Here is a 22,769-nt window from a genome sequence, read left to right as displayed (position 1 = left end):
GCCTGTGCCTGTGCCTGTGCCGGGGTCGGTGGCGCCGGGGCCGGCGCCGGGGGCCGCGGTGGCTTTGGTGGGGGGACTGGGGGCGTGGCGGGATGGTTCGGTGGGGGGCTTCGGGGCGCGGTCGGTGGCCGGCTTGGGGTGGGTCTGGGGTGCCGCCGGTTGCGTGTGGGCCGTCGGGGCGAAGGCGCGTACGGCTCCGGTCACGCGCAGCGTGGGGCCGTTGGCGGGGGGCTCGGCCGGGGGCCGCTGGGGCCGGTCGGGCTGCCTGGCGGAGGTGGCGGAGGTGGCGGAGGTGGTGTGGATGGCGGAGGTGGTGGGCGTGGCGGGGGAGGCTGGTGGTGGGGGTTCGGGCAGACAGCCCGACAGGAGCATGAGGTAGGCCTCGCGCTTGCGGCCGCGTGGTTCGGTGCGGCCCGCCTCCCAGGAGCGGATCGTCGTCACGGCGACCCCAACGGCCGCCGCGAGCTGCTCGTGTGACAGCTCGGCGGCTTCGCGGAGTCTGCGGCGCTCCTTGGGGGAGGGGAGGTTCGGCTCAGGGTCCGGGCCAGCGGCGGAGGACGTCTCGACGCTTCGTGTCATGCCACACTCCCCGCGACCCGACAGCCCTGGGCGAAAAAGTACATAAAACGTATATTGAGCGACACCACGGGCATTCGCCTGTTACCCGCCCATAGCGCGTGTCGTTGGCACCATGGCGGGGTGACCCAAGTGACCGAACGCGGGACCCCGTTGTCAGCGCCCCAGCGGGCCGGCGTGCGGCGCCGATCGGCGGCCGCCGCGTGCGTGCTGGGCGGCGCCATGGCCGCCGGACTGGGGCTCGGCTTCCTGGCCGTGCTCGTGATCGTGCTGTGGATCAGTTCCCCCTACCCCGACAGCGGCCCCGGCGGCGCCCTGCACCTGGCCGCCGGGCTGTGGCTGCTCGCCCACGGGACGGAGCTCGTCCGGTACGAGACCCTCTCCGGCACCCCGGCGCCCGTCGGGGTGATCCCGCTGCTGCTCGTCGCCCTGCCCGTGCTGCTGATGCGGCGCGCGGCGCGGCTGGGCAGTGCCTCGGGGGACGGGAGCGACGGGGAGGAGGTGCTGCCTGCCAGTGCCGTCTTCTCGGCGGTGACCTGCGGATACCTGGCCGTCGGGTCGCTGGCCACGGTCTACGCGGCGGGCGGCCCGATGCCGGCGAATCCGCTCAGTGCGGCGTGGCATGTCCCGCTGGTGGCCGTACTGGCCGCGGCAGGCGGGGTGTGGGTGGCCCGGGGCCGGCCGCTGGGACCGCTGCCGGAGTGGGTGCCGAAGGGTGTACGGAGGGCAGTCGCGCGCCCCCGTTATGCGCTGGCGCTGCGTTCGGGCGCGGCCGGGGCCCTCGTACTCCTGGGCGGCGGGATTCTGCTGGTCGGAACGTCACTGGCGTGGCACGGAGGGGAGGTTCAGGCGTCGTTCCTGGCGCTGACGGCGGTGTGGTCGGGGCGGTTCGCGGTCCTGCTGCTGGCGCTGGCACTGATCCCGAACGCGATGGTGTGGGGCGCGGCGTATGCGCTGGGGCCCGGTTTCGCGCTGGGCGCGGGCGCGGGTGCGACGGCGACGCCGCTCGGCTTCGGGGGGGCGCCGGCGCTGCCGCGCTTCCCGTTGCTGGCGGCGCTGCCGCCGGAGGGGCCGGGGACGCCGCTGACCTGGGCGGTGGCGGGGGTGCCGGTGGCGGCTGGGCTGGCGGTGGGGTGGTTCGCGGTACGCCGGGCGCGTGAAGTCCCGTACAGGGAGACCGCGCTGACGGCGGCTCTGGGCGGGTTGGTCTGCGGGTTGTTGCTGACGGGGCTCGCGGCGGTCTCGGCGGGGCCGCTGGGGTCGCGGGAGCTGGCGAGCTTCGGGCCGGTGTGGTGGCAGGTCGGCGGCGCGGCGGCGGCATGGACGGTGGTGCTTGCGGTGCCGCTGGCGGTGACGGTGCAGGCGTGGCGGAACCGGCCGGCCGCGGCGGGGGACGACGAGGACTGGCCCGAGCCCGACCGACCCGCTGCCGCGGTTGACGACTGGCATGCCCCGGGTGTGCGGGAACTCCGTTGGGAGGCCCTGCGCCGCACATCGGGCACCCTGATCCCGGACCTCCTCCCGACCCCGCCCGCGGGCGCGACTCGGACCCCTGCCCCTGCGACCCCGGAACCGGCCTCAGGGCCGGGCCCGGCCCCAGCAGCGGCCCTGAGGCCGCCGATCTCGGACCTGAATGCCGCCCCGGTCGCAGGCGCGGTCGCGGCCTCGGCCTCGGCATTGACTCCGCCGATCTCGGATGCGCCTGCGGCCCCGGTCGCGGCCGCATCTGCGGCCCTGGCTCCGCCGGTTTCGGACCCGCATGCGGCCTCAGACCCGTTTTCGGGGTCGGCCCCAGCAGTGGCCCCGGCTCCGCCGGTTTGGGACCCGCATGCGGCCCGGGTCCCGATCGCAGGCCCGGCCGCGACCCTGGCCCCTGCGACCCCGCCGGACTCGGCGCCTGCCCATGCGGCCGTGGCTCGGTCGGACTCGGACCCGGCCTCAGCACACTTGGCCCGTGCGCCCCTGGCTCCGCCGGATCCGGCGGAGCAACCGGATCCGACCCGGAACTCGGTCCCGAGCCCGATTTCGGCCCCTGGTGCGGCGGGGGATGCCCCCCCGAACCCGAACCCGAACCCGAACCGGGACCCGGTCCCGGTGGGCCCCGTCATGCCGCCGCTCGTGCCGCCGGTGGTGGGGGTCAGGGTGCTTTCCCGTAGACGCCCGCTGGAGTGAGCCGGGGCGCCGGCCAGCGGCTGGGCGGTACCGGGGCCTGCGCCTCCGGCGCCCGTCCCGAGGCGCCCCGCCCCGAGACCGGCCAGCGGCTGGGCGGTACCGGCCGAGCCTGCCCGGCCCCGGGGCCTGCGCCTCCGGCGCCCGTCCCGAGGCGCCCCGCCCCGAGACCGGCCAGCGGCTGGGCGGTACCGGCCGAGCCTGCCCGGCCCCGGGGCCTGCGACTCCGGCGCCCGTCCCGAGGCGCCCTGCCCCGAGACGACCCAGCCCCCATCGCGGGCGGGGTTGTTCCGGTCGCCACGGCACAGGGAGGCCGTGGACGCCGCCCCGAGACGCTCCGCCCCCCTCGCGGGAGGGGTCGTCCGGCCGGCACGGCACAGGGAGGCCGTGGGACCCCGCCCCGAGACCACCCCGCCCTCCATCGCAGGCAGCAGGCAGCAGGCAGCAGGCAGCAGGCAGCAGGCAGCAGGCAGTCACGGGCCCGGGGCCGGCCCGGACGGTGGATGGCGAGTGGGGGACAGCCCCGCGGGGCCCGGTTGCGAGGGGCCGGCGACCGCGATGCGCGGGTCACCGAGGCCGACCCCGCAAGCAAGGCGCACGCACCGCCCCGCGGCAGCTGAGGGAGTTCGTGGTGCGGGGACGGCCGGCGGCCGAGTGCGGCCCCGGCCCCGGCCCCGGCGCGGGCACGCGTCGCGCGCCAAAGCCTCGCCCCCCGACGGCGAGGCCAGGGCTGTCGGGGGCAGCGGGTTACTTCTGGACCTTCAGGATGTCGCCCACGACATTGTCCGGCAGCAGCGTGTTGCACTGGAGTTCCGCCGTCTGCGTGAGGGCGTCGTCGCGGCAGACGTAGAAGTCCTTGTAGGCCAGCTGCAGCCCGTACGACGTCGCGGCCAGCAGCAGCGCCAGGGAGGCCGTCACCAGTCCGCTGATCGCCGCCGTGCGCTGTGCGCGGGCGGCGGGTCCCGTCAGGGCGGTGGACGTGGCGGCGGGGACGTCGAGCGAGGGGGCGGCCGGCTTGCCGCGGAGGCCGCTGATGCCCCAGTACATCGCGAGCGCACCCAGCAGGAGCCCCATCGACGGGATCCCGAAGATCCCGAAGAAGAAGCCCCACATGCCGGCCAGCAGCGCATACCGCGCACGCCGCTGGACCGGGTCCGTCGGGTCCCAGCGAGCGGGGCCGCCGGAGCCGCCCGGGTCCGCGTCGGGGTCGCCGCCCGGCCCGCCGGCGCCGCCACCGCGCGGCTGCCACGGCTGGTCGGGCCGGCCCTCAGGGGGAGCCGCGAAGGGGTTGTCGTCGGTCGAGGAGTCGGGCTGACGGCGGTCCGGCATCGAGTGCGTTACTTCCCCTGTGTCGTGGACGAGGCGTGCGGCGCGGCGTGTCGCGCCGCACCGTTTGCGGCTTGTAGGCCAGACGCTACCCCTCGGCCGTCCCCCCGTCCCTCGGGGGCCGTCCGGGAAGCCGGTATCGTTGCTGGCGGTCGGTGGCTTCGTATGGTCCCCCGTATATCGGTGTCCCGGAGTTTCGTACGATCACACAAGTCTCGTCCCACAAGTCCCAGCTTCTGCTGGGAGGTACCCCCGCGCGAGAAAGGGCCTCCCATGGCCGCCTCCCGCCTGGTCGTGCTGGTCTCCGGTTCCGGCACAAACCTCCAGGCCCTGCTCGATGCCATTGACAGCGCCCCCGGCGGGCCCGAAGGCTTCGGTGCCGAAGTCGTCGCCGTGGGGGCCGACCGCGAGAACATCGTCGGCCTGGAGCGTGCCGAGAAGGCCGGGATCCCCACCTTCGTGTGTCCCGTCAAGGCGTACGGGAGCCGCGAGGAGTGGGACGCCGCCCTCACCGAGGCGACCGCCGCCCACGCGCCGGACCTCGTCGTCTCGGCCGGGTTCATGAAGATCGTGGGCAAGGCCTTCATCGACCGCTTCGGCGGCCGGTTCATCAACACCCATCCCGCCCTCCTCCCCGCCTTCCCCGGGGCGCACGGCGTGCGGGACGCGCTCGCCTACGGGGCGAAGGTCACCGGCTGCACCGTCCACTTCGTGGATAGCGGCGTGGACACCGGTCCGATCATCGCCCAGGGTGTGGTCGAGATCCGGGACGAGGAAGACGAAGCCGCTCTCCATGAGCGCATCAAGGAAGTCGAGCGCACGCTGCTCGTCGACGTCGTGGGGCGCCTGGCCCGGCACGGCTACCGCATTGAGGGACGAAAGGTAACAATCCAGTGACCGCCGTAGAGAGCAACAACAGCACGTCGCAGCGGCCGATTCGGCGTGCGCTCGTCAGTGTCTACGACAAGACGGGACTGGAAGAGCTGGCCCGCGGCCTGCACGAGGCGGGTGTCGCTCTCGTCTCCACCGGCTCCACCGCCTCCAAGATCGCCGCGGCGGGTGTGCCCGTCACCAAGGTCGAGGAGCTCACCGGCTTCCCCGAGTGCCTGGACGGCCGGGTCAAGACCCTGCACCCGCGCGTGCACGCCGGCATCCTCGCCGACCTGCGCCTGGAGGACCACCGGCGCCAGCTCGCCGAGCTGGGTGTCGAGCCCTTCGACCTGGTGATCGTCAACCTCTACCCCTTCCGCGAGACCGTCGAGTCGGGCGCCACGCCGGACGAGTGCGTCGAGCAGATCGACATCGGCGGCCCGTCGATGGTCCGCGCCGCCGCCAAGAACCACCCCTCCGTGGCGGTCGTGACCAGCCCGGCCCGTTACGCCGACGTGCTCGCGGCGGCCCAGGGCGGCGGCTTCGACCTCACCGCGCGCAAGCGGCTCGCGGCCGAGGCCTTCCAGCACACCGCCGCGTACGACGTGGCCGTGGCCTCCTGGTTCACGAACGCGTACGCCCCGGAGCCGGAGGCCGTGCTGCCCGAGTTCCTGGCCGGCGCATGGGACCGCAAGTCCACCCTCCGCTACGGCGAGAACCCGCACCAGGCCGCGGCGCTCTACACCGACGGGCAGCCGGGCGGGCTCGCCAACGCCGAGCAGCTGCACGGCAAGGAGATGTCCTTCAACAACTACGTGGACACCGAGGCCGCCCGCCGCGCCGCCTACGACCACGACGAGCCCTGCGTCGCGATCATCAAGCACGCCAACCCGTGCGGTATCGCGGTCGGCGCGGACGTCGCCGCCGCCCACCGCAAGGCGCACGCCTGCGACCCGCTGTCGGCCTTCGGCGGCGTCATCGCCGTCAACCGCCCGGTGACCGTCGAGCTCGCCGAGCAGGTCGCGGAGATCTTCACCGAGGTCATCGCCGCCCCGGCGTACGAGGACGGCGCGGTCGAGGTCCTCGCGAAGAAGAAGAACATCCGCGTCCTGAAGGTGGACGGGCACCCGCACCAGCCGGGCGACCTCAAGCCGATCTCGGGCGGCGTGCTGCTCCAGCAGAGCGATACGTTTGGAAAGGGAGGGGGCCAGGCCGAGGGCGACGACCCGAAGAACTGGACCCTCGCCACCGGCGACGCCCTCTCCGCCGAGGAGCTCGCCGAGCTCGCCTTCGCGTGGAAGGCCTGCCGGGCCGTCAAGTCCAACGCGATCCTGCTCGCCAAGGACGGGGCCTCGGTTGGCGTCGGCATGGGCCAGGTCAACCGCGTCGACTCGGCGAAGCTCGCCGTCGAGCGGGCGGGCGCCGAGCGCGCGCAGGGCTCGTACGCCGCGTCCGACGCCTTCTTCCCCTTCCCCGACGGGCTGGAGATCCTCACCGCCGCGGGCATCAAGGCCGTCGTCCAGCCGGGCGGTTCGGTCCGTGACGAGCAGGTCGTCGAGGCGGCGAAGGCGGCCGGCGTGACCATGTACTTCACCGGGACCCGGCACTTCTTCCACTGAGCCAGGCGCCCCGGCGCCCCCACGCTACGGCGAAGGCCGCGTCCCGCACTGCTGCGGGTCGCGGCCTTCGCCGTATGTGAGGCAGTACTGGCAGGCCAGTACTGGCAAGGCAGTACCTGGCAGGCCAGTACTAGTACTGCGGGCGCCGGAAGTAGGCGCCGGCGGCCGAGTTGGCCAGGCCGACGATGATCCAGATGCCCAGGGCCAGGGAGATCGCCGTGAAGATCAGGGAGATCACGACGGCGGGGGGCGCCTGGTCGCTGCTGGATGCCGCCAGGTTGGCGAGCAGGCTGATTCCGGCGAAGAGGGCCTGGAGCGAGCCGAAGATGATGCCGGAGACGCGGACGCCGCCGCGGCCCTTGCCCAGCTTGGCGGCGGTCAGGATCGGCCACAGCGCGAAGGCGAGCATGACGATGCCGAGGACGACGAACGCGCCGCCCGCGAGCGCGCCCGCGTCACTGGCCGTGGAGCTGGAGGAGTCGGCGAATATCGAGGCGAAGAACGCTCCCATGATGACGAGCCCCACACCTCCCAGGGCCTGGAGGGAGCCGAGGATGAAGAGGATGACGCGCGCGGCCGAGACACCGCCGGGCATGGGCATCTGGGCGCCCGGGAAGCCGCCGGGGCCGCCGGGGTACGCCGGGTAGCCCTGCGGGGCCTGCTGCTGCGGGTAGGCGTAGCCGCCCTGCGGCGGGACGCCCTGGGGGGCCTGCTGCGGGTAGCCGTAGCCGGGCTGGCCCTGCTGCTGCCCGTACGGGTTGTTCGGGTCGCCGAAGCTCATCTTGGGGTGTTCCTCCGTGAAAGCGCGAAGTGCGGGGACGCACGGCACGCACGGAGGAAACACTGTGTTCTACGGTCCGCCCCCCGGCACTGCCCGCGGCACTCTTGCGGTCATCGTCTTCCGATCGAGCCGGACTTGTCCAGCCATGGCGTCATCGGCTCGTCACTTGTTGTGCAAGTGCAATGAATGGTTCAAGCCTGTGACAAAGCTCGTGGTGAGCCGCGTTGCGAAGCGCCTGGCGAACCGCGTCACCAGCCCGTGACTGGAACCGGGGGCACTCCATCCGGGAGGATGGGGTCATGACCGCCCAGATTCTCGATGGCAAGGCCACGGCAGCCGCGATCAAGTCCGAACTGACCGCCCGAGTGGCAGCGCTCAAGGCCCGGGGCATCACCCCCGGCCTCGGCACCCTGCTGGTCGGCGACGATCCGGGCAGCCGCTGGTACGTCAACGGCAAGCACAAGGACTGCGCGGAGGTCGGCATCGCCTCCATCCAGCGCGAACTGCCCGCGACGGCCTCCCAGGAGGACATCGAGGCGGTCGTGCGGGAACTCAACGAGAACCCGGAGTGCACGGGCTACATCGTCCAACTCCCGCTCCCCAAGGGCATCGACACCAACCGGGTGCTGGAGCTGATGGCCCCGGAGAAGGACGCCGACGGCCTGCACCCGATGTCGCTGGGCCGGCTGGTGCTGAACGAGCCGGGCCCGCTGCCCTGCACCCCGTACGGGATCGTCGAACTGCTCCGCCACCACGGCGTCGAGATCAACGGCGCGCACGTCGTCGTCCTCGGCCGCGGGATCACCGTCGGGCGCTCCATCGGCCTGCTGCTGACCCGCAAGTCCGAGAACGCCACGGTGACGCTGTGCCACACCGGTACGCGCGACCTCTCCGGGCTGCTGCGCCAGGCGGACATCATCGTCGCCGCGGCCGGTGTCCCGCACCTGGTCAAGCCGGAGGACGTGAAGCCGGGCGCGGCCGTGCTCGACGTAGGCGTGAGCCGCGACGAGGACGGCAAGATCGTCGGCGATGTTCACCCGGGCGTGGCCGAGGTGGCCGCCTGGATCTCCCCGAACCCGGGCGGTGTCGGCCCGATGACCCGTGCCCAGCTGCTCGTCAATGTCGTCGAGGCGGCGGAACGGACGACGACCAGTGCGGGCTGAGCGCGAACGCGACCAGGTGTCCGGGAAGGCGGCCGAGGCGGCCGCGCCCGCCGGGACGGCCACGACGGCCACGACGGCCCCCGCGGCCGCGACAGCCGAGGCGCTCGGGGCGCCCGAAGCGGCGAAGGCCGCCACGACCGCCGACGCGGCCCCGGCGCCCGGGGCGCCCGAGCCGGATCCGGATCCGAAGCCGGTATCGGAGCCGAGGCCGGTATCGGAGCCGAACCCGGTATCGGAGCCGAACCCGGTATCGGATCCGAAGCCGGTATCGGAGCCGAGGCGAGAATCGGGGCCGAAGCCGGTATCGGAGCCGAAGCGGGAATCGGGGCCGGAGCCGGAATCGGGGCCGAAGCCGGAATCGGAGCCGAAGCAGGAGCCGGAGCCGGAATCGGAGCCCGAGTCCGAGCCCGGAGCCCGGAAATCCCGCCGTTTCCCGTCCGTCACCCAAGACACCGCCCGCCCCGAGGGCGGTGGGCGCGCCGCGCCCAGCGCCGCGCCCGCGCCGGCCCGTCAGTGGCCCATGCTCGCCGTCCTCGCGGCGACCGCGGCCGGGCTGCTGTCCACCGCGGTGGGGCACCCCCGCGTGGGCTGCCTCGTGATCGGGGTCGCGCTGATGGCGGCCGCCGTACTGCGGCGCGTACTGCCCTCGGTGGGGATGCTCGCGGTGCGCTCCCGATTCACGGACATGGTCACGTACGGGCTGCTGGGCGTGGCGATCACGCTGCTCGCGCTGGTCATCGAACCCAAGCCGTGGCTGACCATCCCGTTCCTGACGGAAGCGGTCCGCTTCACCGTCCGGTGATCAGCACCCGCACCGCCCCTCGGGCCGGCCCTCGTACCGCCACCCGTACGACCACCCGGCCCACCACCCGGACGGTCGAAAATCAAGGGTGAAATCCCCCCGCACGCCTTCGAAGTCCCGGTCCGTGTGCCACGCACCACAGGGACCGGGGGATTGGGCCGCTCCAAGGTCGGATAGCCTGACCGCGGATGTCTCTTCACGTCAAGATTCACAGCGAAGCGGCGTCCGCCATGGGGCAGGGACGCCCCACCGCCAGCTGTCTAACGGAGAAGGCCATGACCCGCACTCCCGTGAATGTCACCGTTACCGGCGCTGCCGGCCAGATCGGCTACGCGCTGCTCTTCCGCATCGCGTCCGGTCACCTGCTCGGCGCGGACGTGCCGGTCAAGCTCCGTCTTCTGGAGATCCCCCAAGGCATGAAGGCCGCTGAGGGCACCGCCATGGAGCTCGACGACTGCGCCTTCCCGCTGCTCGCCGGCATCGACATCTTCGACGACCCGAACAAGGGCTTCGAGGGTGCGAACGTCGCGCTGCTCGTGGGCGCCCGCCCGCGTACCAAGGGCATGGAGCGCGGTGACCTGCTCTCCGCCAACGGCGGCATCTTCAAGCCGCAGGGCGCGGCCATCAACGCGCACGCCGCGGACGACATCAAGGTCCTGGTCGTGGGCAACCCGGCCAACACCAACGCGCTCATCGCGCAGGCCGCCGCCCCGGACGTACCGGCCGAGCGCTTCACCGCGATGACCCGCCTGGACCACAACCGCGCGATCTCGCAGCTGGCCCGCAAGACCGGTGCCGCCGTCTCCGACATCAAGCGCCTCACCATCTGGGGCAACCACTCGGCGACCCAGTACCCGGACATCTTCCACGCGGAGGTCGGCGGGAAGAACGCCGCCGAGCTGGTCAACGACCAGGCCTGGCTGGCCGACGACTTCATCCCGACCGTCGCCAAGCGCGGCGCCGCGATCATCGAGGCGCGTGGCGCCTCCTCGGCCGCGTCGGCCGCCAACGCCGCCATCGACCACGTGCACACCTGGGTCAACGGCACGGCCGCGGGCGACTGGACCTCGATGGGTATCCCGTCGGACGGTTCGTACGGCGTCCCGGAGGGCATCATCTCCTCCTTCCCCGTCACCACCAAGGACGGCAAGTACGAGATCGTCCAGGGCCTGGACATCAACGAGTTCTCCCGTGCGCGCATCGACGCGTCCGTGGCGGAGCTCGTCGAGGAGCGCGACGCGGTGCGCGAGCTCGGCCTGATCTGACCGATCCGACTGGCCGACTGGCCGACTGGCTGGTCTGATCACCCGAAACATCCAAGCGCCCCGGCCAAACCCGGCCGGGGCGCTTTGGCGTGTTTTCGACTGTCGCATCCTGTAAGGGAAATCTAAGGTCGGTCGGTGACCGAGATCCCGATTCCCCATCAGCCCGCCGCCGCCGGCGGTGGTGGTGGGAACGGCCCGCGTGACGGCCGCCCCCCGGTGCATCCTTCCGTCAGCGAGGCCGGGCGGTTCCTGTGCGCGGGCACATATCTCGACGCCGAGTACCGCGATCAGGTGATCGACGAGCTGTACGTGCACGAGGAGCGCATCGTCGCCCCGTCCTACGGCTTCGACGCCTCACGCGTCCTCGCCCACGCGCTGCGCGCCCGCCGCGTCGAACTCGGCTGGGCGGCCGGCGTACTCGGTGCCTGGTTCGTGGGGTCCCTGCTCACCGGCGGGGCCCTCGCCGCGCTGCTCTTCCCGTTCCTGCTGCTGAGCCTGGCCGACTGGCTCCGGGCCCGGGGGATCCCGCTGCTGCGCTTCCTCTCCGTGCTGCTGCGGGTCTACGTGTGGGTGGCCCTGCTCGGCATCGTGCTCTTCCTGTTCGGGCTGGCGCTGACCGGCGCCGGCGGCCCCGGTGGGTTGCTCGCCCTGCTGTTCGGGGGCCAGTCGTTCGGGTCGTCGTCGTCCCTCGGAGGCGGGCCTTTCGAGGACTCCGGGGCCTCCCTTGCCCTCTGGTGGCCGCCGATCGTGTTCGCCGGTGTCGTCACCGTCGTGGGACTGCAGCGCGGGCACGTGGCCAGGACCATCGCCACCGACCTCAGCCCGGAGCGGTACGCGGACCCGTCCGCCGACCCCGCCGAGGCGCACCCGGGCGTACGCCTCGCCCGCGTCCGCAAACGCATCCGCAGTGAGCAGCACGCTCCGATGATCATGTACGACATCAACAACCCGTTCGCCGGGGCCGGTGAGCCGTACCGCCCCTGGCAGCTGTCCGTCGAACTGCGCCCGCGCGCCGACCTCGGCCCCGGCGTCACTCCGAGGCACGTCACCAACGCCCACATCGCGGAGCGCATCGTGCCGCTGCTGGAGCGGCTGCGGGTGCCCTCGCCGCACGGCTCCCCGCAGGCCGAGGCCGCCGTACTGGACCGGATGCGCGAACTGGTCGTCGACGAGTGCGTGTTCCTGCCGGCCGGCGGGCTGCCGCACCGGGACGCCGCACCGGTCGCGCCGCAGCAGTTCGCCGAGCACCGGGCCGCCGCCATCGAGGAGGGCGGCGAGCGCCGTCGGCACTTCCTGCGCGTCCGGGTCGGCGGCTGGGACGAGAACATGGTGGTCACCGTCTTCGTACGGGTCCACACGCAGGGCGGGATGATGATGCTGGAGGTGGCGCCGCACGTGCTGCTGCCCGCCCGCATCGCCTTCCACAACGCCGACGCGGACGCCGAGCGCTACCTGAACAACAACCGGTTCGGGAAGGCGGTCTGGGCCGTCCGGCACACACCGGGCTCGTTCGTCGCCTCGCTCGCCACGCTGGGCCGGGGTTTCGCGAGCTGGTGGCGGATCGCCACCGGCGGTCACGGCGGCGCCCGGCCGGAGGGGCCGCGCCTGTCGGTGCGTGAGCTCGGCTCGCAGAACCAAGGATCGCTGTTCCACCTCATGGACCTCGACCGGTACCTGAAAACCATTCAGGACCGGGTCGTCGGCGGTGTCACGATGACCCTGCACGAAGCGGGCTGGCACACCGAGGAGTTCGCGCAGCGCGCCGTACACGTCGCCGAGGGCGGTGTGTACATCCAGTCGGTGCACGACAGCGCCTTCAGCGTCGGCGGCACCGGCCACCACAACAGCACACACAGGGGGAGCGGCAGTGGCAGATAGCGGGGCGGCCGGGAGCGCCGGGCAGGAGCCTTCGGTGCGACTGGGCGACATCCACGGCAGCGCGTTCAGTATCGGCGGCAGCAACAACACCAACACGGTTCACCACGGCGGTCCGCAGGCGGGCGCGCCCGGGGCACCGGAACTGCTGGAGGCGGTACTCGATCTGCGCGCGGCCCTGGTCCGGCTGCCGCGCGGGGCCGACCGGTCCGCGCTGGACGCCGAACTGGACGGGGCCGCGGGGGCCCTGGAGGGCGCGGAGGAGATCAGACCGGGCCTGGTCACCCGGCTGCGCGAGGCGCTGGAGCGGTGGGCTCCGCTGGTGGAGTCGGTGAGCGCCGCCACCGCCCTGGGCGGCCTGCTCGCGACGCTGGGGGGCTGAGCCATGGCACCGCCACCGCCGCCGGCGCAGTCCGGCGAGCCGCGCTGGGACGCGCACGCGCAGCGCTGGGTATGGGAAGCGGCCGCTCCGGCTCCGGCGCCCGCTCCGGCTCCGGCCCCGGCGCCCGCCCCGGCGCCGCCGACGTACGAGCCGCCGACGTACGCACCGCCGACGTACGCACCGCCGACGTACGCACCGCCGACGTACGCACCGCCGACGTACGCACCACCGGCGTACGGCCCCCCGGCCCCGGTGCCCGGCCCGCCGCCGCCCCCTTCGCCGCCCGTGTACGACCCCCACCAGCCGCACGTACCGCCGGGGCCCCCGCGCCCCGACGGGCCGCACGGCCGGTGGGGGGTACCGGCGCTGGCGGGCATCGCGGTCGCCGCGATGGCGATCGGTGCCGCGGCGGTGTGGTTCGTACAGCGGGATTCGGACGACTCGGCTCAAGGGGGCGACAAGAACGGAACCGTTGTGTCCGGCGCGCCGACGTCCGGGGGAACCGCCTCGGGCGGGCCCACCGGCGGTTCGCCGGACACGCCGTCGCCCACCGGTACCGGCTCCTCATCGCCCAGCGGCAGCCCGAGTCCGAGTCCGAGCGGGGCCGACGGCCACGAGATCGTCCAGGACCCTAAGGGCTTCACCGTCGCCGTCCCCACGGGATGGGGCCGGGAGGTGGAGGACGGCAACGTCTTCTACCGCTCGCCCGACCGGTCCGCGCTGCTCCAGATCTTCCGGGTGGGCGAGCCGGAGCTCAGTCCGCTCGACGCCGTCAGGGGCTCCTCGTACGATCTGCGGAACCGGCCGAACTACCACGAGATCAAGATCGGTTCGGTCCCCGGCAGCGGCGAGGCCGCGGAGCTGGTCTACGAGTACGACAACGCGGAGTCGCACGGCAGCCGCCGGGTGGTCGAACGGGTCTTCGTCGCGTCGGACGGCGCCAAGTGGGCGGTGCTGACGGGCGGTCCGGCGGGCGAGTGGGCGGTCACGCAGCGGCACCACGAGGCGGCGCTGGCCGCGTTCCGTCCGGGAGGCTGACGGTCAGCCGTTCTTGTGCATGCCCGGGGTGTAGTGGCCGGGCACCAGACGGCTGGTGACGCCGAAGCGGTTCCAGACGTTGATGGTCGCGATCACGGCGATCAGCTGGGTCAGCTCCTTCTCGTCGAAGTGCTTCGCGGCCTTCTCGTACACCTCGTCGGGAACGAATCCGTCGGTCAGGACGGTTACGGCCTCGGTCAGTTCGACCGCGGCGAGTTCCCGCTCGGTGTAGAAGTGCCGCGACTCCTCCCAAGTGGCCAGCAGCACGATGCGCTCCACGCTCTCGCCGGCCGCGATCGCGTCCTTCGTGTGCATGTCGAGGCAGAAGGCGCAGTGGTTGAGCTGCGAGGCGCGGATCTTGACGAGCTCGACCAGGGCCGGGTCCAGGCCCTTGCGCGCGGCGACCTCCAGGGCGTAGACGGCCTTGTAAACCTCGGGCGCGTTCTGGGCCCAGTTCATGCGGGGCGTGTGCTCGGGTGCGGTGGTGGTGGCGGTGGTGGTGGCGGTGTGGTCGTGAGTGCTGGTGTCGGTGCTCATGCCCCTACCGTACGAAGCAGGCGGACCACGGATATGGTCCATTTTCATGACGGAATCCTGGGCCACTTTCGGTGCCGACCTTCATCTGGAGCTCTCCGCCGGGCGCGGCCTGCGGGCCGGGCTGGCGGAGGCCCTGCGTGAGGCCGCGCGCGGTGGGCGGCTGGCTCCCGGGACCCGGCTGCCGTCCTCGCGGTCGCTCGCCGCGGATCTCGGGATCGCCCGGAACACGGTCGCGGAGGCCTACGCCGAACTCGTCGCCGAGGGCTGGCTGACGGCCCGCCAGGGCTCGGGCACCCGGGTCGCCGAGCGGGCGCGCCCGCGTCGTCCCGCGTCGGCCGCCGGCGCCCCCCGGGTCAGCCGTCCCGCGCGGCGGGGTCCCTCGTACAGCCTGGTGCCCGGCTCCCCGGACCTGGGCAGCTTTCCGCGCGCGGCGTGGCTGTCGGCGGCCCGGCGGGCGCTGACGGACGCGCCGAACGACGCCTTCGGGTACGGGGCGGACGGGCGCGGGCGGGCGGAACTGCGGGAGGCGCTGGCCGGGTACCTGGCCCGGGCGCGCGGGGTGTACGCCGACCCCGAACGGATCGTGCTGTGCGCGGGGTTCGTGCATGGGCTGAAGCTGCTGGCCGGAGTGCTGCGGGAACGGCGGGTACGGGACATCGCGGTGGAGGGGTACAGCCTGGACATCCACCGCGACGTGCTGACGGGGGCCGGACTGCGGACACGGCCGCTGCGGGTCGACGAGGCGGGGGCCCGCACCGCGGACCTGGCGGCGGGAGTGGGCGCCGTCCTCCTGACGCCGGCCCACCAGTTCCCCACGGGCGCGGCCCTGACCCCGGCCCGCCGGACGGCGGCCGTCGACTGGGCCCGCACCACGGGCGGGCTGATCCTGGAGGACGACTACGACGGGGAGTTCCGTTACGACCGCCAGCAGGTCGGCGCCCTCCAGGGGCTGGACCCGGACCGGGTGGTGTACCTGGGCACGGCGAGCAAATCCCTGGCCCCGGGCCTGCGGATGGGCTGGATGGTCGTCCCGCCGGGGGTGTTGGACGAGGTCGTGGCAGCGAAGGGCCGGGCCGACTGGACCTCCAGCGCGCTGGACCAGCTGACGCTGGCGGAGTTCATCCGGTCCGGGGCCTACGACCGCCACGTGCGCGGCATGCGGCTGCGCTACCGGCGCCGCCGGGACGCGCTGGTCGAGGCGGTGGGGGACCGGGTGGCGGTCTCCGGCATCGCGGCGGGCCTGCACGCGGTGCTGGACCTTCCGCCGGGCACGGAGCGCGCGCTGCTCCAGGCGGCGTCCTGGCAGGACCTGGCCCTGACCGGCCTGTCCCGCTTCCGCCACCCGGAGGCCGACATGCCCCCGCGCGACGCCCTGGTCGTCGGCTACGGCACCCCCTCGGACAGCGCCTGGACCCCAACCCTGACGGCCCTCGCCGCAACCCTCCCCTGACCCGGGGCCCCGTCGGCCGTGCGGCGCGGCCGGACGGCGGCCGGACGGCGGCCGCGCGGCGGACACGGCGGCCGCGGCCGAGGGCCGGCCCGGAGGGGCCCGCTCGCGGTCCGGCACCCGGGCGGCTCCCGCAGCTTCGGGCACTGCTTCGCCGCCGACGGCCCTGGCCCCGCCGGGCATGCCGGGGCTCGGTTCCGCCAGCCCTCCGCCCCCCGGCCCCCCCGGCCCGCCGCGTGGGGACTCCTCAGCTCGCCGGGCGGAGTTGAGGGCCGTCGGCCGGGGCCGGGGCCGGGGCCGGGGGTTCGCCGAAGCGGGCCAGGGCGAGGGCTCCCGCCACGGAGACGGCGAAGCCGGTCAGGGCCAGCCAGGTGAGGCCCTCGCGGGTGCGGTCGCCGAGCCAGGCCACACCCACCACCGCCGGGCCGAGCGTCTCGCCCAGGATCATCCCGGCCGTGGCCGTCGTCACCGAGCCGCGCTGCAGCGCCGAGGTGAGGAGCATGAAGGCCGCGCCTCCGCCCAGCAGGAGTGCGTACAGGGCCGGGTTGCCGAAGGCGTCGAGGCTGACGTCGTCGATGAGGCGGACGGCGACCTCGACCACGCCGAAGCCCGTGCCCGCCGCCAGGCCGAGGGCCAGGGCCCGGGCGCGGTCCGGGAGGCGGCCCGCCACCGCACCGATCAGGAGCACCAGCCCCGCCACCCCCAGCAGCCCCCACGCCAGGGCCGACGAGCCCTCCCCCGAGCCCTCCTCCCCGGACGACAGCCCCAGCATCAGCAGCCCCGCGCACACCACCCCCACCGCACCCCACTCCATCCCGCTCAGCCGCACCCGCAACAGCCGCGCCGCGACCACCGCCGTCACCGCCAGACTGGCGGCCAGTGCCGCGCCCACCGCGTAGATCGGGATGTGCCGGAGGGCGATGATCTGGAGGACGAAGCCGGCGGCGTCCAGGGCCAGACCCAGGACGTAACGCCACTGCCGCACCACGCGGAGCATCAGCGCCGGGTCCACCCCCGAGCCCGTACCCGGCTCCGCCGCCCGTGCCCCCATCGCCTGCAAGACCGACGCCGTACCGAAGCAGACAGCCGCACCCAGCGCGCAAATCATCCCAATCAGCACGAACTGACTCTAGGTCACTCCCGTGACAAGGGTGTGACGACGGCCGGATTCCGTCGCTCCGCAGGCCCGTTCTAATCTGTCGGCAGTACGCCACTACCGGGGAGCCGCGGACACATGGACACCAGCGACACCAGCAGCAGCACCAGCAGCGGCACAAGCAGCGGCACCGGCAGCGGCACCGGCCGGCGCCGCATGCGCTCCGGCGCCGTCGCGCTCGGCGGCATGGGCCTGCTCGCCGCCACCCTCGTGGCGTGCGGCAGCAGCGGCGACCCCGACAAGCGCTGCGCCTCCCGCTCCACGCTGGAGCACCTGAACATGAAGGACTGCAAGAGCGGCGGCCACGGCGGCTCGTACTACTACGGCGGCTACGTCAGCAACGGCAAGGTCTCCGGCGGCAGCTTCGACAAGTCCGCCGTCACCCGCGGCGGCATCGGCGGCAGCCACCACACCAGTTCCAGCGGCGGCTGACCCGGTGAAGCGCCACACCATCGAGCCCCGCCCGGACTGGCAGCAGACCGTCGAGGAGCAGGGGCTGATCTACCCCCTCACCCGCTACCCCGACGACTCCCTGCGCCCCTACTGGGACGAGAGCGCGTACTACTCCTTCTCGCTCCCGGAGGTCGAGGCGCTGGAGGAGGTCGTCGAGGAACTGCACGCCATGTGCCTCGCCGCGGCCGCGCACATCGTTGAGCACGACCGCTTCGCGGACCTCGGCGTCACCGACCCGCACCTCGCCAAGCTGATCGCCGAATCCTGGCGCCGGCGCGCCGAACAGCCCTCCCTCTACGGCCGTTTCGACCTGCGCTACGACGGCACCGGCAGCCCCGCCAAGATGCTGGAGTACAACGCCGACACCCCCACCTCCCTCGTGGAGGCGGCGAGCCCGCAGTGGTTCTGGATGGAGGACCGCTTCCCCGGCGCCGACCAGTGGAACTCCCTGCACGAGCGGCTCGTCGATGCCTGGCGCCGGCAGGCGGAACTGCTCCCGCCCGGCCCGCTGCACTTCGCGCACTCCGAGACCGACGAGCTCGGCGAGGACCTGATGACGGTCGCCTACCTCCAGGAGACCGCCGAACAGGCCGGCCTGGACACCCACGCGCTGTCCGTCGAGCAGATCGGCTGGGACAGCCTGTCCGGCCGGTTCGTGGACGACAAGCTGCGCTTCATCCGCAGCTGCTTCAAGCTCTACCCCTGGGAGTGGCTGGCCGAGGACGAGTTCGGCCCCCAGGTGCTCGGCACGTACGACCACGGCGGGGGCTCCGGCACCACCCTCTGGATCGAGCCGCTGTGGAAGATGCTGCTGTCCAACAAGGCGCTGCTGGCGATCCTGTGGGAACTCTTCCCCGAGCACCCGAACCTGCTGCCCGCCTACCTCGACGGCCCGCGCGAGCTCGCGGACACCACCGGCTTCGCGGCCAAGCCGCTGCTGGGCCGCGAGGGCGCCGGAGTGACGCTGCATCCGGTGGGCGGTGAGCCGTTCGCGCCGGTCGAGGACGAGACGTACGTCTTCCAGAGCCTGGCCCCGCTGCCCGACTTCGACGGCAACCGGGTGGTGCTCGGCGCGTGGGTCGTCGAGGAGGAGGCGGCGGGGCTCGGCATCCGGGAATCGGCGGGGCCGGTCACGGACGAGTACGCCCGCTTCCTGCCCCACGTCATCCTCTGACTGTCCGGCTGTCCGGCTGTCCGGCTATCCGGCGAGCACGCTTCGCAGCTGGTCCAGCCCCCAGTCCAGGTCCTCCTTGGTGATCACCAGCGGCGGGGCGATCCGGATCGTCGACCCGTGGGTGTCCTTCACCAGCACCCCGAGCTCCATCAGCTTCTCGGAGATCTCCCGGCCCGTCCCGTGGGCCGGTTCGATGTCGATGCCCGCCCACAGCCCGCGCCCGCGTACGGCGGTCACCGCGCCGCCGCCGACGAGCAGGTTCAGCTCCCGGTGCAGGTGGTCGCCGAGCTCGGTCGCCCGCTGCTGGTACTCGCCCGACCGGAGCATCGCGATGACCTCCAGCGCGACCGCGCAGGCCAGCGGGTTCCCACCGAAGGTGGAGCCGTGCTCGCCCGGCCGGAACACCCCGAGCACATCCCGGTCGGCGACCACGGCCGACACCGGCACGACGCCGCCGCCGAGCGCCTTGCCGAGGATGTACACGTCCGGTACGACCCCCTCGTGCTCGCACGCGAAGGTCTTGCCGGTGCGGCCCAGGCCCGACTGGATCTCGTCCGCCATGAAGAGAACGTTCCGCTCGCGCGTCAGTTCCCGTACCCCCTGGAGATAACCCGCAGGGGGGACGAGGACGCCCGCCTCGCCCTGGATCGGCTCCAGAAGCACGGCGACCGTGTTCGAGGTGACGGCGTGGGAGAGCGCGGTGAGGTCCCCGTAGGGGACGATCTCGAAGCCCGGCGTGTACGGCCCGAAGTGGTCGCGGGCCTCGTGGTCCGTGGAGAAGCTCACGATGGTCGTCGTACGGCCGTGGAAGTTGTCGGCGGCGACCACGATCTTGGCGTGTCCGTCCGGGACGCCCTTGACCTCGTAGCCCCACTTGCGGGCGGTCTTCACGGCCGTCTCCACCGCCTCCGCGCCCGTGTTCATGGGCAGCACCATCTCCTTGCCGCACAGCGCGGCGAGTTCGGTGCAGAAGTCGGCGAAGCGGTCGTGGTAGAAGGCGCGGGAGGTGAGGGTGACCCGCTCCAGCTGCGCCTTGGCGGCGTCGATGAGGCGGCGGTTGCCGTGCCCGAAGTTGAGCGCCGAGTAACCGGCGAGCATGTCCAGATAGCGGCGGCCCTCCACGTCGGTCATCCACGCGCCTTCCGCGGACGCGACGACCACGGGCAGCGGGTGATAGTTGTGCGCGCTGTGCGCGTCGGCGGAACGGATGGCATCAGCAGTTGTCGACACGGGGTCTCCGATCGTCCGTCAGGCCTGTGACGAGGGTGGCGTCACTTTCCATCCTCGCTCGTATAGCGGACGGAGAAACCTTTCTTGTGGCGCGCCCGCTAAGGTGAGCGGTACGCACGGCGACTGGCGTACGGAGAACCAACTCCGGGGGAGTCGTGCGCGTACGACCGCATACAGGGCCGCTCGCCTGGGCCTCGCGGGGACGAGATCTGACATCGACCCCGGAGGAGCCGCCATGACCGCGCGCCGCCACCCCGCCCTTTCCGCGACCGACCCCGAGCTGGCGTCCTTCGTCGCGGCGGAGGAAACACTCCAGGCGGAGACCCTCCGCCTCATCCCGAGCGAGAACTACGTGTCCGCGGCGGTGCTGGAGGCCTCCGGCACCGTCCTGCAGAACAAGTACAGCGAGGGCTACCCGGGCCGCCGCTACTACGAGGGCCAGCAGAACATCGACCGCGTCGAGGCGCTGGCCGTCGAGCGGGCGAAGGGCCTGTTCGGCGTCGACCACGCGAACGTGCAGCCGTACTCCGGCTCGCCGGCGAACCTCGCGGTGTACCTGGCGTTCGCGAAGCCGGGCGACACGGTGATGGGCATGGCCCTGCCGATGGGCGGGCACCTGACGCACGGCTGGGGCGTCTCGGCGACGGGGTCGTGGTTCCGGGGCGTGCAGTACGGCGTCTCCGCGGAGACCGGGCTGATCGACTACGACGCGGTGCGCGAGCTGGCGCTGGCCGAGCGCCCGAAGATCATCTTCTGTGGCGGTACGGCCCTGCCGCGCACGATCGACTTCGCGGCGTTCGCGTCGATCGCGAAGGAGGCGGGCTCGATCCTGGTGGCGGACGTGGCGCACATCGCGGGGCTGATCGCGGGCGGGGCGCACCCGTCGCCGGCCGGGCACGTGGACGTGATCTCGACCACCACCCACAAGACCCTGCGCGGACCGCGCGGCGCGATGCTGATGTGCCGGGAGGAGCACGCGAAGGCCATCGACAAGGCGGTCTTCCCGGGCCTCCAGGGCGGCCCGCACAACCAGACGACGGCCGGCATCGCGGTGGCCCTCCACGAGGCGGCGCAGCCTTCCTTCGTCGCCTACGCCCACGCGGTGGTCGCCAACGCGAAGGCGCTGGCCGCGTCGCTGCTGGAGCGGGGGTTCGATCTGGTGTCGGGCGGTACGGACAACCACCTGATCCTGATGGACCTCACCTCGCGGGGCGTCCCGGGCAAGATCGCGGCCAAGGCGCTGGACCGCGCGGGGATCGTGGTGAACTACAACACGGTCCCGTTCGACCCCCGCAAGCCGTTCGACCCGTCGGGGATCCGGATCGGCACGCCGTCGCTGACGTCGCGGGGCCTGGGCGTCGACCACATGCCGGTGGTGGCGGACTGGATCTTCCGGGCCGTTGACGCGGCCGCCGCGTCCGACGAACCGGCCCTTGCGGCTGTCCGCGCGGAGGTCACCTCCCTGATGGCCGCCTTCCCGGCCCCGGGGCTCCCCCTGTCCTGACCCCCTCCCCGGCACCTTCAGCCTCGCCGGCGTTTGAGGCGCGGGTCCGGGCGGAGCCCGGTGCCCGGCGGAGCCGGGTTCCCTGGGGCTCCGCCCCAGACCCCGCGCCTCAAACGCCGGCGGGGCTGGATCTGGGCCGGCCCGGCCGGATGGGGCGGCGGGGCTGGATCTGGCCCGGCCGGATGGCGCGGCGCGGGCGGGAAATCGGTCGCTTGCTTCGGGCAAGATCCGGCCGACCGGCTACGCGCGAGTACGCACAGTCACCGCCCGTCCCGCCCGGCCCCACGGTGGGAAACCGGACTCGGCCGCGGAGGGTTCCGGCCAGCGGACGGACGGAGTCCCGCCCCGCACCTGAGAGAATGAAGCCATGGCTTCTGATCGTCCTCGCGCGCTCTCCGGCATCCAGCCCACCTCCGGTTCGTTCCACCTCGGGAACTACCTCGGAGCGATCCGCCAGTACGTCGCCCTCCAGGAGACGCACGACGCCTTCTACATGGTCGTCGACCTGCACGCGATCACCATGCCGCAGGATCCGAAGGATCTCCGCGCGAACACCCGGCTCTCCGCCGCCCAGCTGCTCGCCGCCGGCCTGGACCCCGAGCGCTGCACGCTCTTCATCCAGAGCCACGTCCCCGAGCACGCGCAGCTCGGCTGGGTCATGAACTGCATCACCGGCTTCGGCGAGGCCAGCCGGATGACCCAGTTCAAGGACAAGTCCGCCAAGCAGGGCGCCAACAACGCCACCGTCGGCCTGTTCACGTACCCGATCCTCCAGGTCGCCGACATCCTGCTCTACCAGGCGAACGCCGTCCCCGTCGGCGAGGACCAGCGCCAGCACATCGAGCTGACCCGCGACCTCGCCGAGCGCTTCAACCAGCGCTTCGGCCAGACCTTCACCCTCCCCGCCGCCCACATCGTCAAGGAGGTCGCGAAGATCTACGACCTCCAGGACCCGGCGAGCAAGATGTCGAAGTCCGCCTCTTCGCCCAAGGGCCTGATCAACCTCCTCGACGAGCCGAAGGCCACCGAGAAGAAGATCAAGAGCGCGGTCACCGACACCGAGGCCGAGATCCGTTTCGACACGGAGAAGAAGCCCGGCGTCAGCAACCTGCTCACGATCTACTCCACCCTCACGGGCGAGACCATCCCCGCCCTGGAGGCCAAGTACGAGGGCAAGGGCTACGGCGCGCTGAAGACCGACCTGGCCGGAGTGATGGTCGATTTCGTCACACCGTTCAAGCAGCGCACCCAGGAATACCTTGACGACCCTGAGACGCTGGACTCCATCCTGGCCAAGGGCGCGGAGAAGGCCCGCGCGGTCGCCGCGGAGACCTTGGCGCAGGCGTACGACCGTCTCGGCTTCCTGCCCGCGAAGCACTGACGGGGCACTGACCGGCAGAGG

The 22,769-nt window shown here is 72.8% G+C and carries 20 protein-coding genes and 1 riboswitch; of the genes, 14 read left to right on the top strand and 6 right to left on the bottom strand.

Annotated features, from left to right (window positions below):
- Positions 1-579 (bottom strand): multiprotein-bridging factor 1 family protein (locus J7I97_RS39470; RefSeq protein WP_285443894.1); only part of this gene is annotated, 579 nt, incomplete at its 3' end.
- Positions 580-699: 120 nt separating this feature from the next.
- Between J7I97_RS39470 and J7I97_RS05225 the strand changes: the two genes are divergently transcribed.
- On the top strand, positions 700-2,748 hold the full coding sequence (locus J7I97_RS05225) for a DUF6350 family protein (protein WP_214931202.1): 2,049 nt from the start codon (positions 700-702) through the stop codon (positions 2,746-2,748).
- 744 nt (positions 2,749-3,492) lie between these two features.
- On the opposite strand, the gene J7I97_RS05220 is transcribed toward J7I97_RS05225, so the two are convergent.
- Positions 3,493-4,074, bottom strand: coding sequence for a hypothetical protein (locus J7I97_RS05220; protein ID WP_214931201.1), 582 nt, complete (start codon positions 4,072-4,074; stop codon positions 3,493-3,495).
- 270 nt (positions 4,075-4,344) lie between these two features.
- Between J7I97_RS05220 and purN the strand changes: the two genes are divergently transcribed.
- Together purN and purH are read left to right on the top strand one after the other, a co-directional pair.
- Positions 4,345-4,968, top strand: coding sequence for a phosphoribosylglycinamide formyltransferase (purN, locus tag J7I97_RS05215; RefSeq protein WP_214931200.1), 624 nt, complete (start codon positions 4,345-4,347; stop codon positions 4,966-4,968).
- Positions 4,965-6,560 carry a bifunctional phosphoribosylaminoimidazolecarboxamide formyltransferase/IMP cyclohydrolase gene (purH, locus tag J7I97_RS05210; RefSeq protein ID WP_214931199.1) on the top strand — a complete coding sequence of 532 codons (1,596 nt, stop codon included), beginning with the start codon at positions 4,965-4,967 and terminating at the stop codon, positions 6,558-6,560. The genes purN and purH overlap by 4 nt, the downstream gene beginning before the upstream one ends.
- A 130-nt stretch (positions 6,561-6,690) precedes the next feature.
- Here the strand turns inward: purH and J7I97_RS05205 are convergent, their stop codons facing one another.
- Positions 6,691-7,341, bottom strand: coding sequence for a hypothetical protein (locus tag J7I97_RS05205; RefSeq protein ID WP_214931198.1), 651 nt, complete (start codon positions 7,339-7,341; stop codon positions 6,691-6,693).
- Positions 7,342-7,640: 299 nt separating this feature from the next.
- Between J7I97_RS05205 and J7I97_RS05200 the strand changes: the two genes are divergently transcribed.
- The 6 genes from J7I97_RS05200 (at position 7,641) to J7I97_RS05175 (ending at position 13,866) form a co-directional block, all read left to right on the top strand.
- Positions 7,641-8,504, top strand: a complete 864-nt coding sequence (locus J7I97_RS05200) for a bifunctional methylenetetrahydrofolate dehydrogenase/methenyltetrahydrofolate cyclohydrolase (protein WP_214931197.1) — start codon at positions 7,641-7,643, stop codon at positions 8,502-8,504.
- The gene (locus J7I97_RS39810; RefSeq protein ID WP_308369142.1) at positions 8,494-9,306 is read left to right on the top strand and encodes a DUF3017 domain-containing protein; all 813 of its coding nucleotides are present in this window, start codon (positions 8,494-8,496) and stop codon (positions 9,304-9,306) included. The genes J7I97_RS05200 and J7I97_RS39810 overlap by 11 nt, the downstream gene beginning before the upstream one ends.
- A 275-nt stretch (positions 9,307-9,581) precedes the next feature.
- Positions 9,582-10,571 carry a malate dehydrogenase gene (locus J7I97_RS05190; protein ID WP_214931195.1) on the top strand — a complete coding sequence of 330 codons (990 nt, stop codon included), beginning with the start codon at positions 9,582-9,584 and terminating at the stop codon, positions 10,569-10,571.
- 135 nt (positions 10,572-10,706) lie between these two features.
- The gene (locus J7I97_RS05185) at positions 10,707-12,449 is read left to right on the top strand and encodes a hypothetical protein (RefSeq protein WP_214931194.1); all 1,743 of its coding nucleotides are present in this window, start codon (positions 10,707-10,709) and stop codon (positions 12,447-12,449) included.
- Between the two features lie 34 nt (positions 12,450-12,483).
- Positions 12,484-12,828: a hypothetical protein gene (locus J7I97_RS05180; protein WP_214931193.1), complete on the top strand. Its 345-nt coding sequence runs from the start codon at positions 12,484-12,486 to the stop codon at positions 12,826-12,828.
- Positions 12,829-12,831: 3 nt separating this feature from the next.
- Positions 12,832-13,866: a serine/arginine repetitive matrix protein 2 gene (locus J7I97_RS05175; RefSeq protein ID WP_214931192.1), complete on the top strand. Its 1,035-nt coding sequence runs from the start codon at positions 12,832-12,834 to the stop codon at positions 13,864-13,866.
- A gap of 3 nt (positions 13,867-13,869) precedes the next feature.
- Here J7I97_RS05175 and J7I97_RS05170 read toward each other — a convergent pair whose 3' ends face one another.
- Positions 13,870-14,403 carry a carboxymuconolactone decarboxylase family protein gene (locus J7I97_RS05170; RefSeq protein ID WP_214931191.1) on the bottom strand — a complete coding sequence of 178 codons (534 nt, stop codon included), beginning with the start codon at positions 14,401-14,403 and terminating at the stop codon, positions 13,870-13,872.
- Between the two features lie 46 nt (positions 14,404-14,449).
- Here J7I97_RS05170 and J7I97_RS05165 point away from each other — a divergent pair, with 46 nt between their 5' ends.
- On the top strand, positions 14,450-15,853 hold the full coding sequence (locus J7I97_RS05165; protein WP_214931190.1) for a PLP-dependent aminotransferase family protein: 1,404 nt from the start codon (positions 14,450-14,452) through the stop codon (positions 15,851-15,853).
- 244 nt (positions 15,854-16,097) lie between these two features.
- Here the strand turns inward: J7I97_RS05165 and J7I97_RS05160 are convergent, their stop codons facing one another.
- Entirely contained in the window at positions 16,098-16,958 is an 861-nt protein-coding gene (locus tag J7I97_RS05160) for a hypothetical protein (protein WP_214931209.1), read from the bottom strand.
- A 204-nt stretch (positions 16,959-17,162) separates the two neighbouring features.
- Here J7I97_RS05160 and J7I97_RS05155 point away from each other — a divergent pair, with 204 nt between their 5' ends.
- Entirely contained in the window at positions 17,163-17,438 is a 276-nt protein-coding gene (locus tag J7I97_RS05155; protein ID WP_214931208.1) for a hypothetical protein, read from the top strand.
- Positions 17,439-17,442: 4 nt separating this feature from the next.
- Positions 17,443-18,633, top strand: a complete 1,191-nt coding sequence (locus J7I97_RS05150; protein ID WP_214931189.1) for a glutathionylspermidine synthase family protein — start codon at positions 17,443-17,445, stop codon at positions 18,631-18,633.
- Between the two features lie 24 nt (positions 18,634-18,657).
- Here the strand turns inward: J7I97_RS05150 and rocD are convergent, their stop codons facing one another.
- Complete coding sequence (rocD, locus tag J7I97_RS05145) at positions 18,658-19,863, bottom strand: ornithine--oxo-acid transaminase (RefSeq protein WP_214931188.1); 1,206 nt, start codon at positions 19,861-19,863, stop codon at positions 18,658-18,660.
- A 109-nt stretch (positions 19,864-19,972) separates the two neighbouring features.
- Positions 19,973-20,063: riboswitch (ZMP/ZTP riboswitch) on the top strand.
- A gap of 35 nt (positions 20,064-20,098) precedes the next feature.
- Between rocD and glyA the strand changes: the two genes are divergently transcribed.
- On the top strand, positions 20,099-21,367 hold the full coding sequence (gene glyA, locus J7I97_RS05140) for a serine hydroxymethyltransferase (RefSeq protein WP_214931187.1): 1,269 nt from the start codon (positions 20,099-20,101) through the stop codon (positions 21,365-21,367).
- Between the two features lie 367 nt (positions 21,368-21,734).
- A complete protein-coding gene (trpS, locus tag J7I97_RS05135; RefSeq protein ID WP_214931186.1) occupies positions 21,735-22,748 on the top strand; it encodes a tryptophan--tRNA ligase in 1,014 nt (337 codons plus the stop codon).
- The last annotated feature ends 21 nt before the right edge of the window (positions 22,749-22,769 follow it).

Origin of the sequence: Streptomyces sp. ISL-87 (genome assembly GCF_018614095.1) — a bacterium.
In the GTDB taxonomy this organism is placed as follows: domain Bacteria; phylum Actinomycetota; class Actinomycetes; order Streptomycetales; family Streptomycetaceae; genus Streptomyces.
This window is presented reverse-complemented; position numbering and strand designations above follow the sequence as displayed.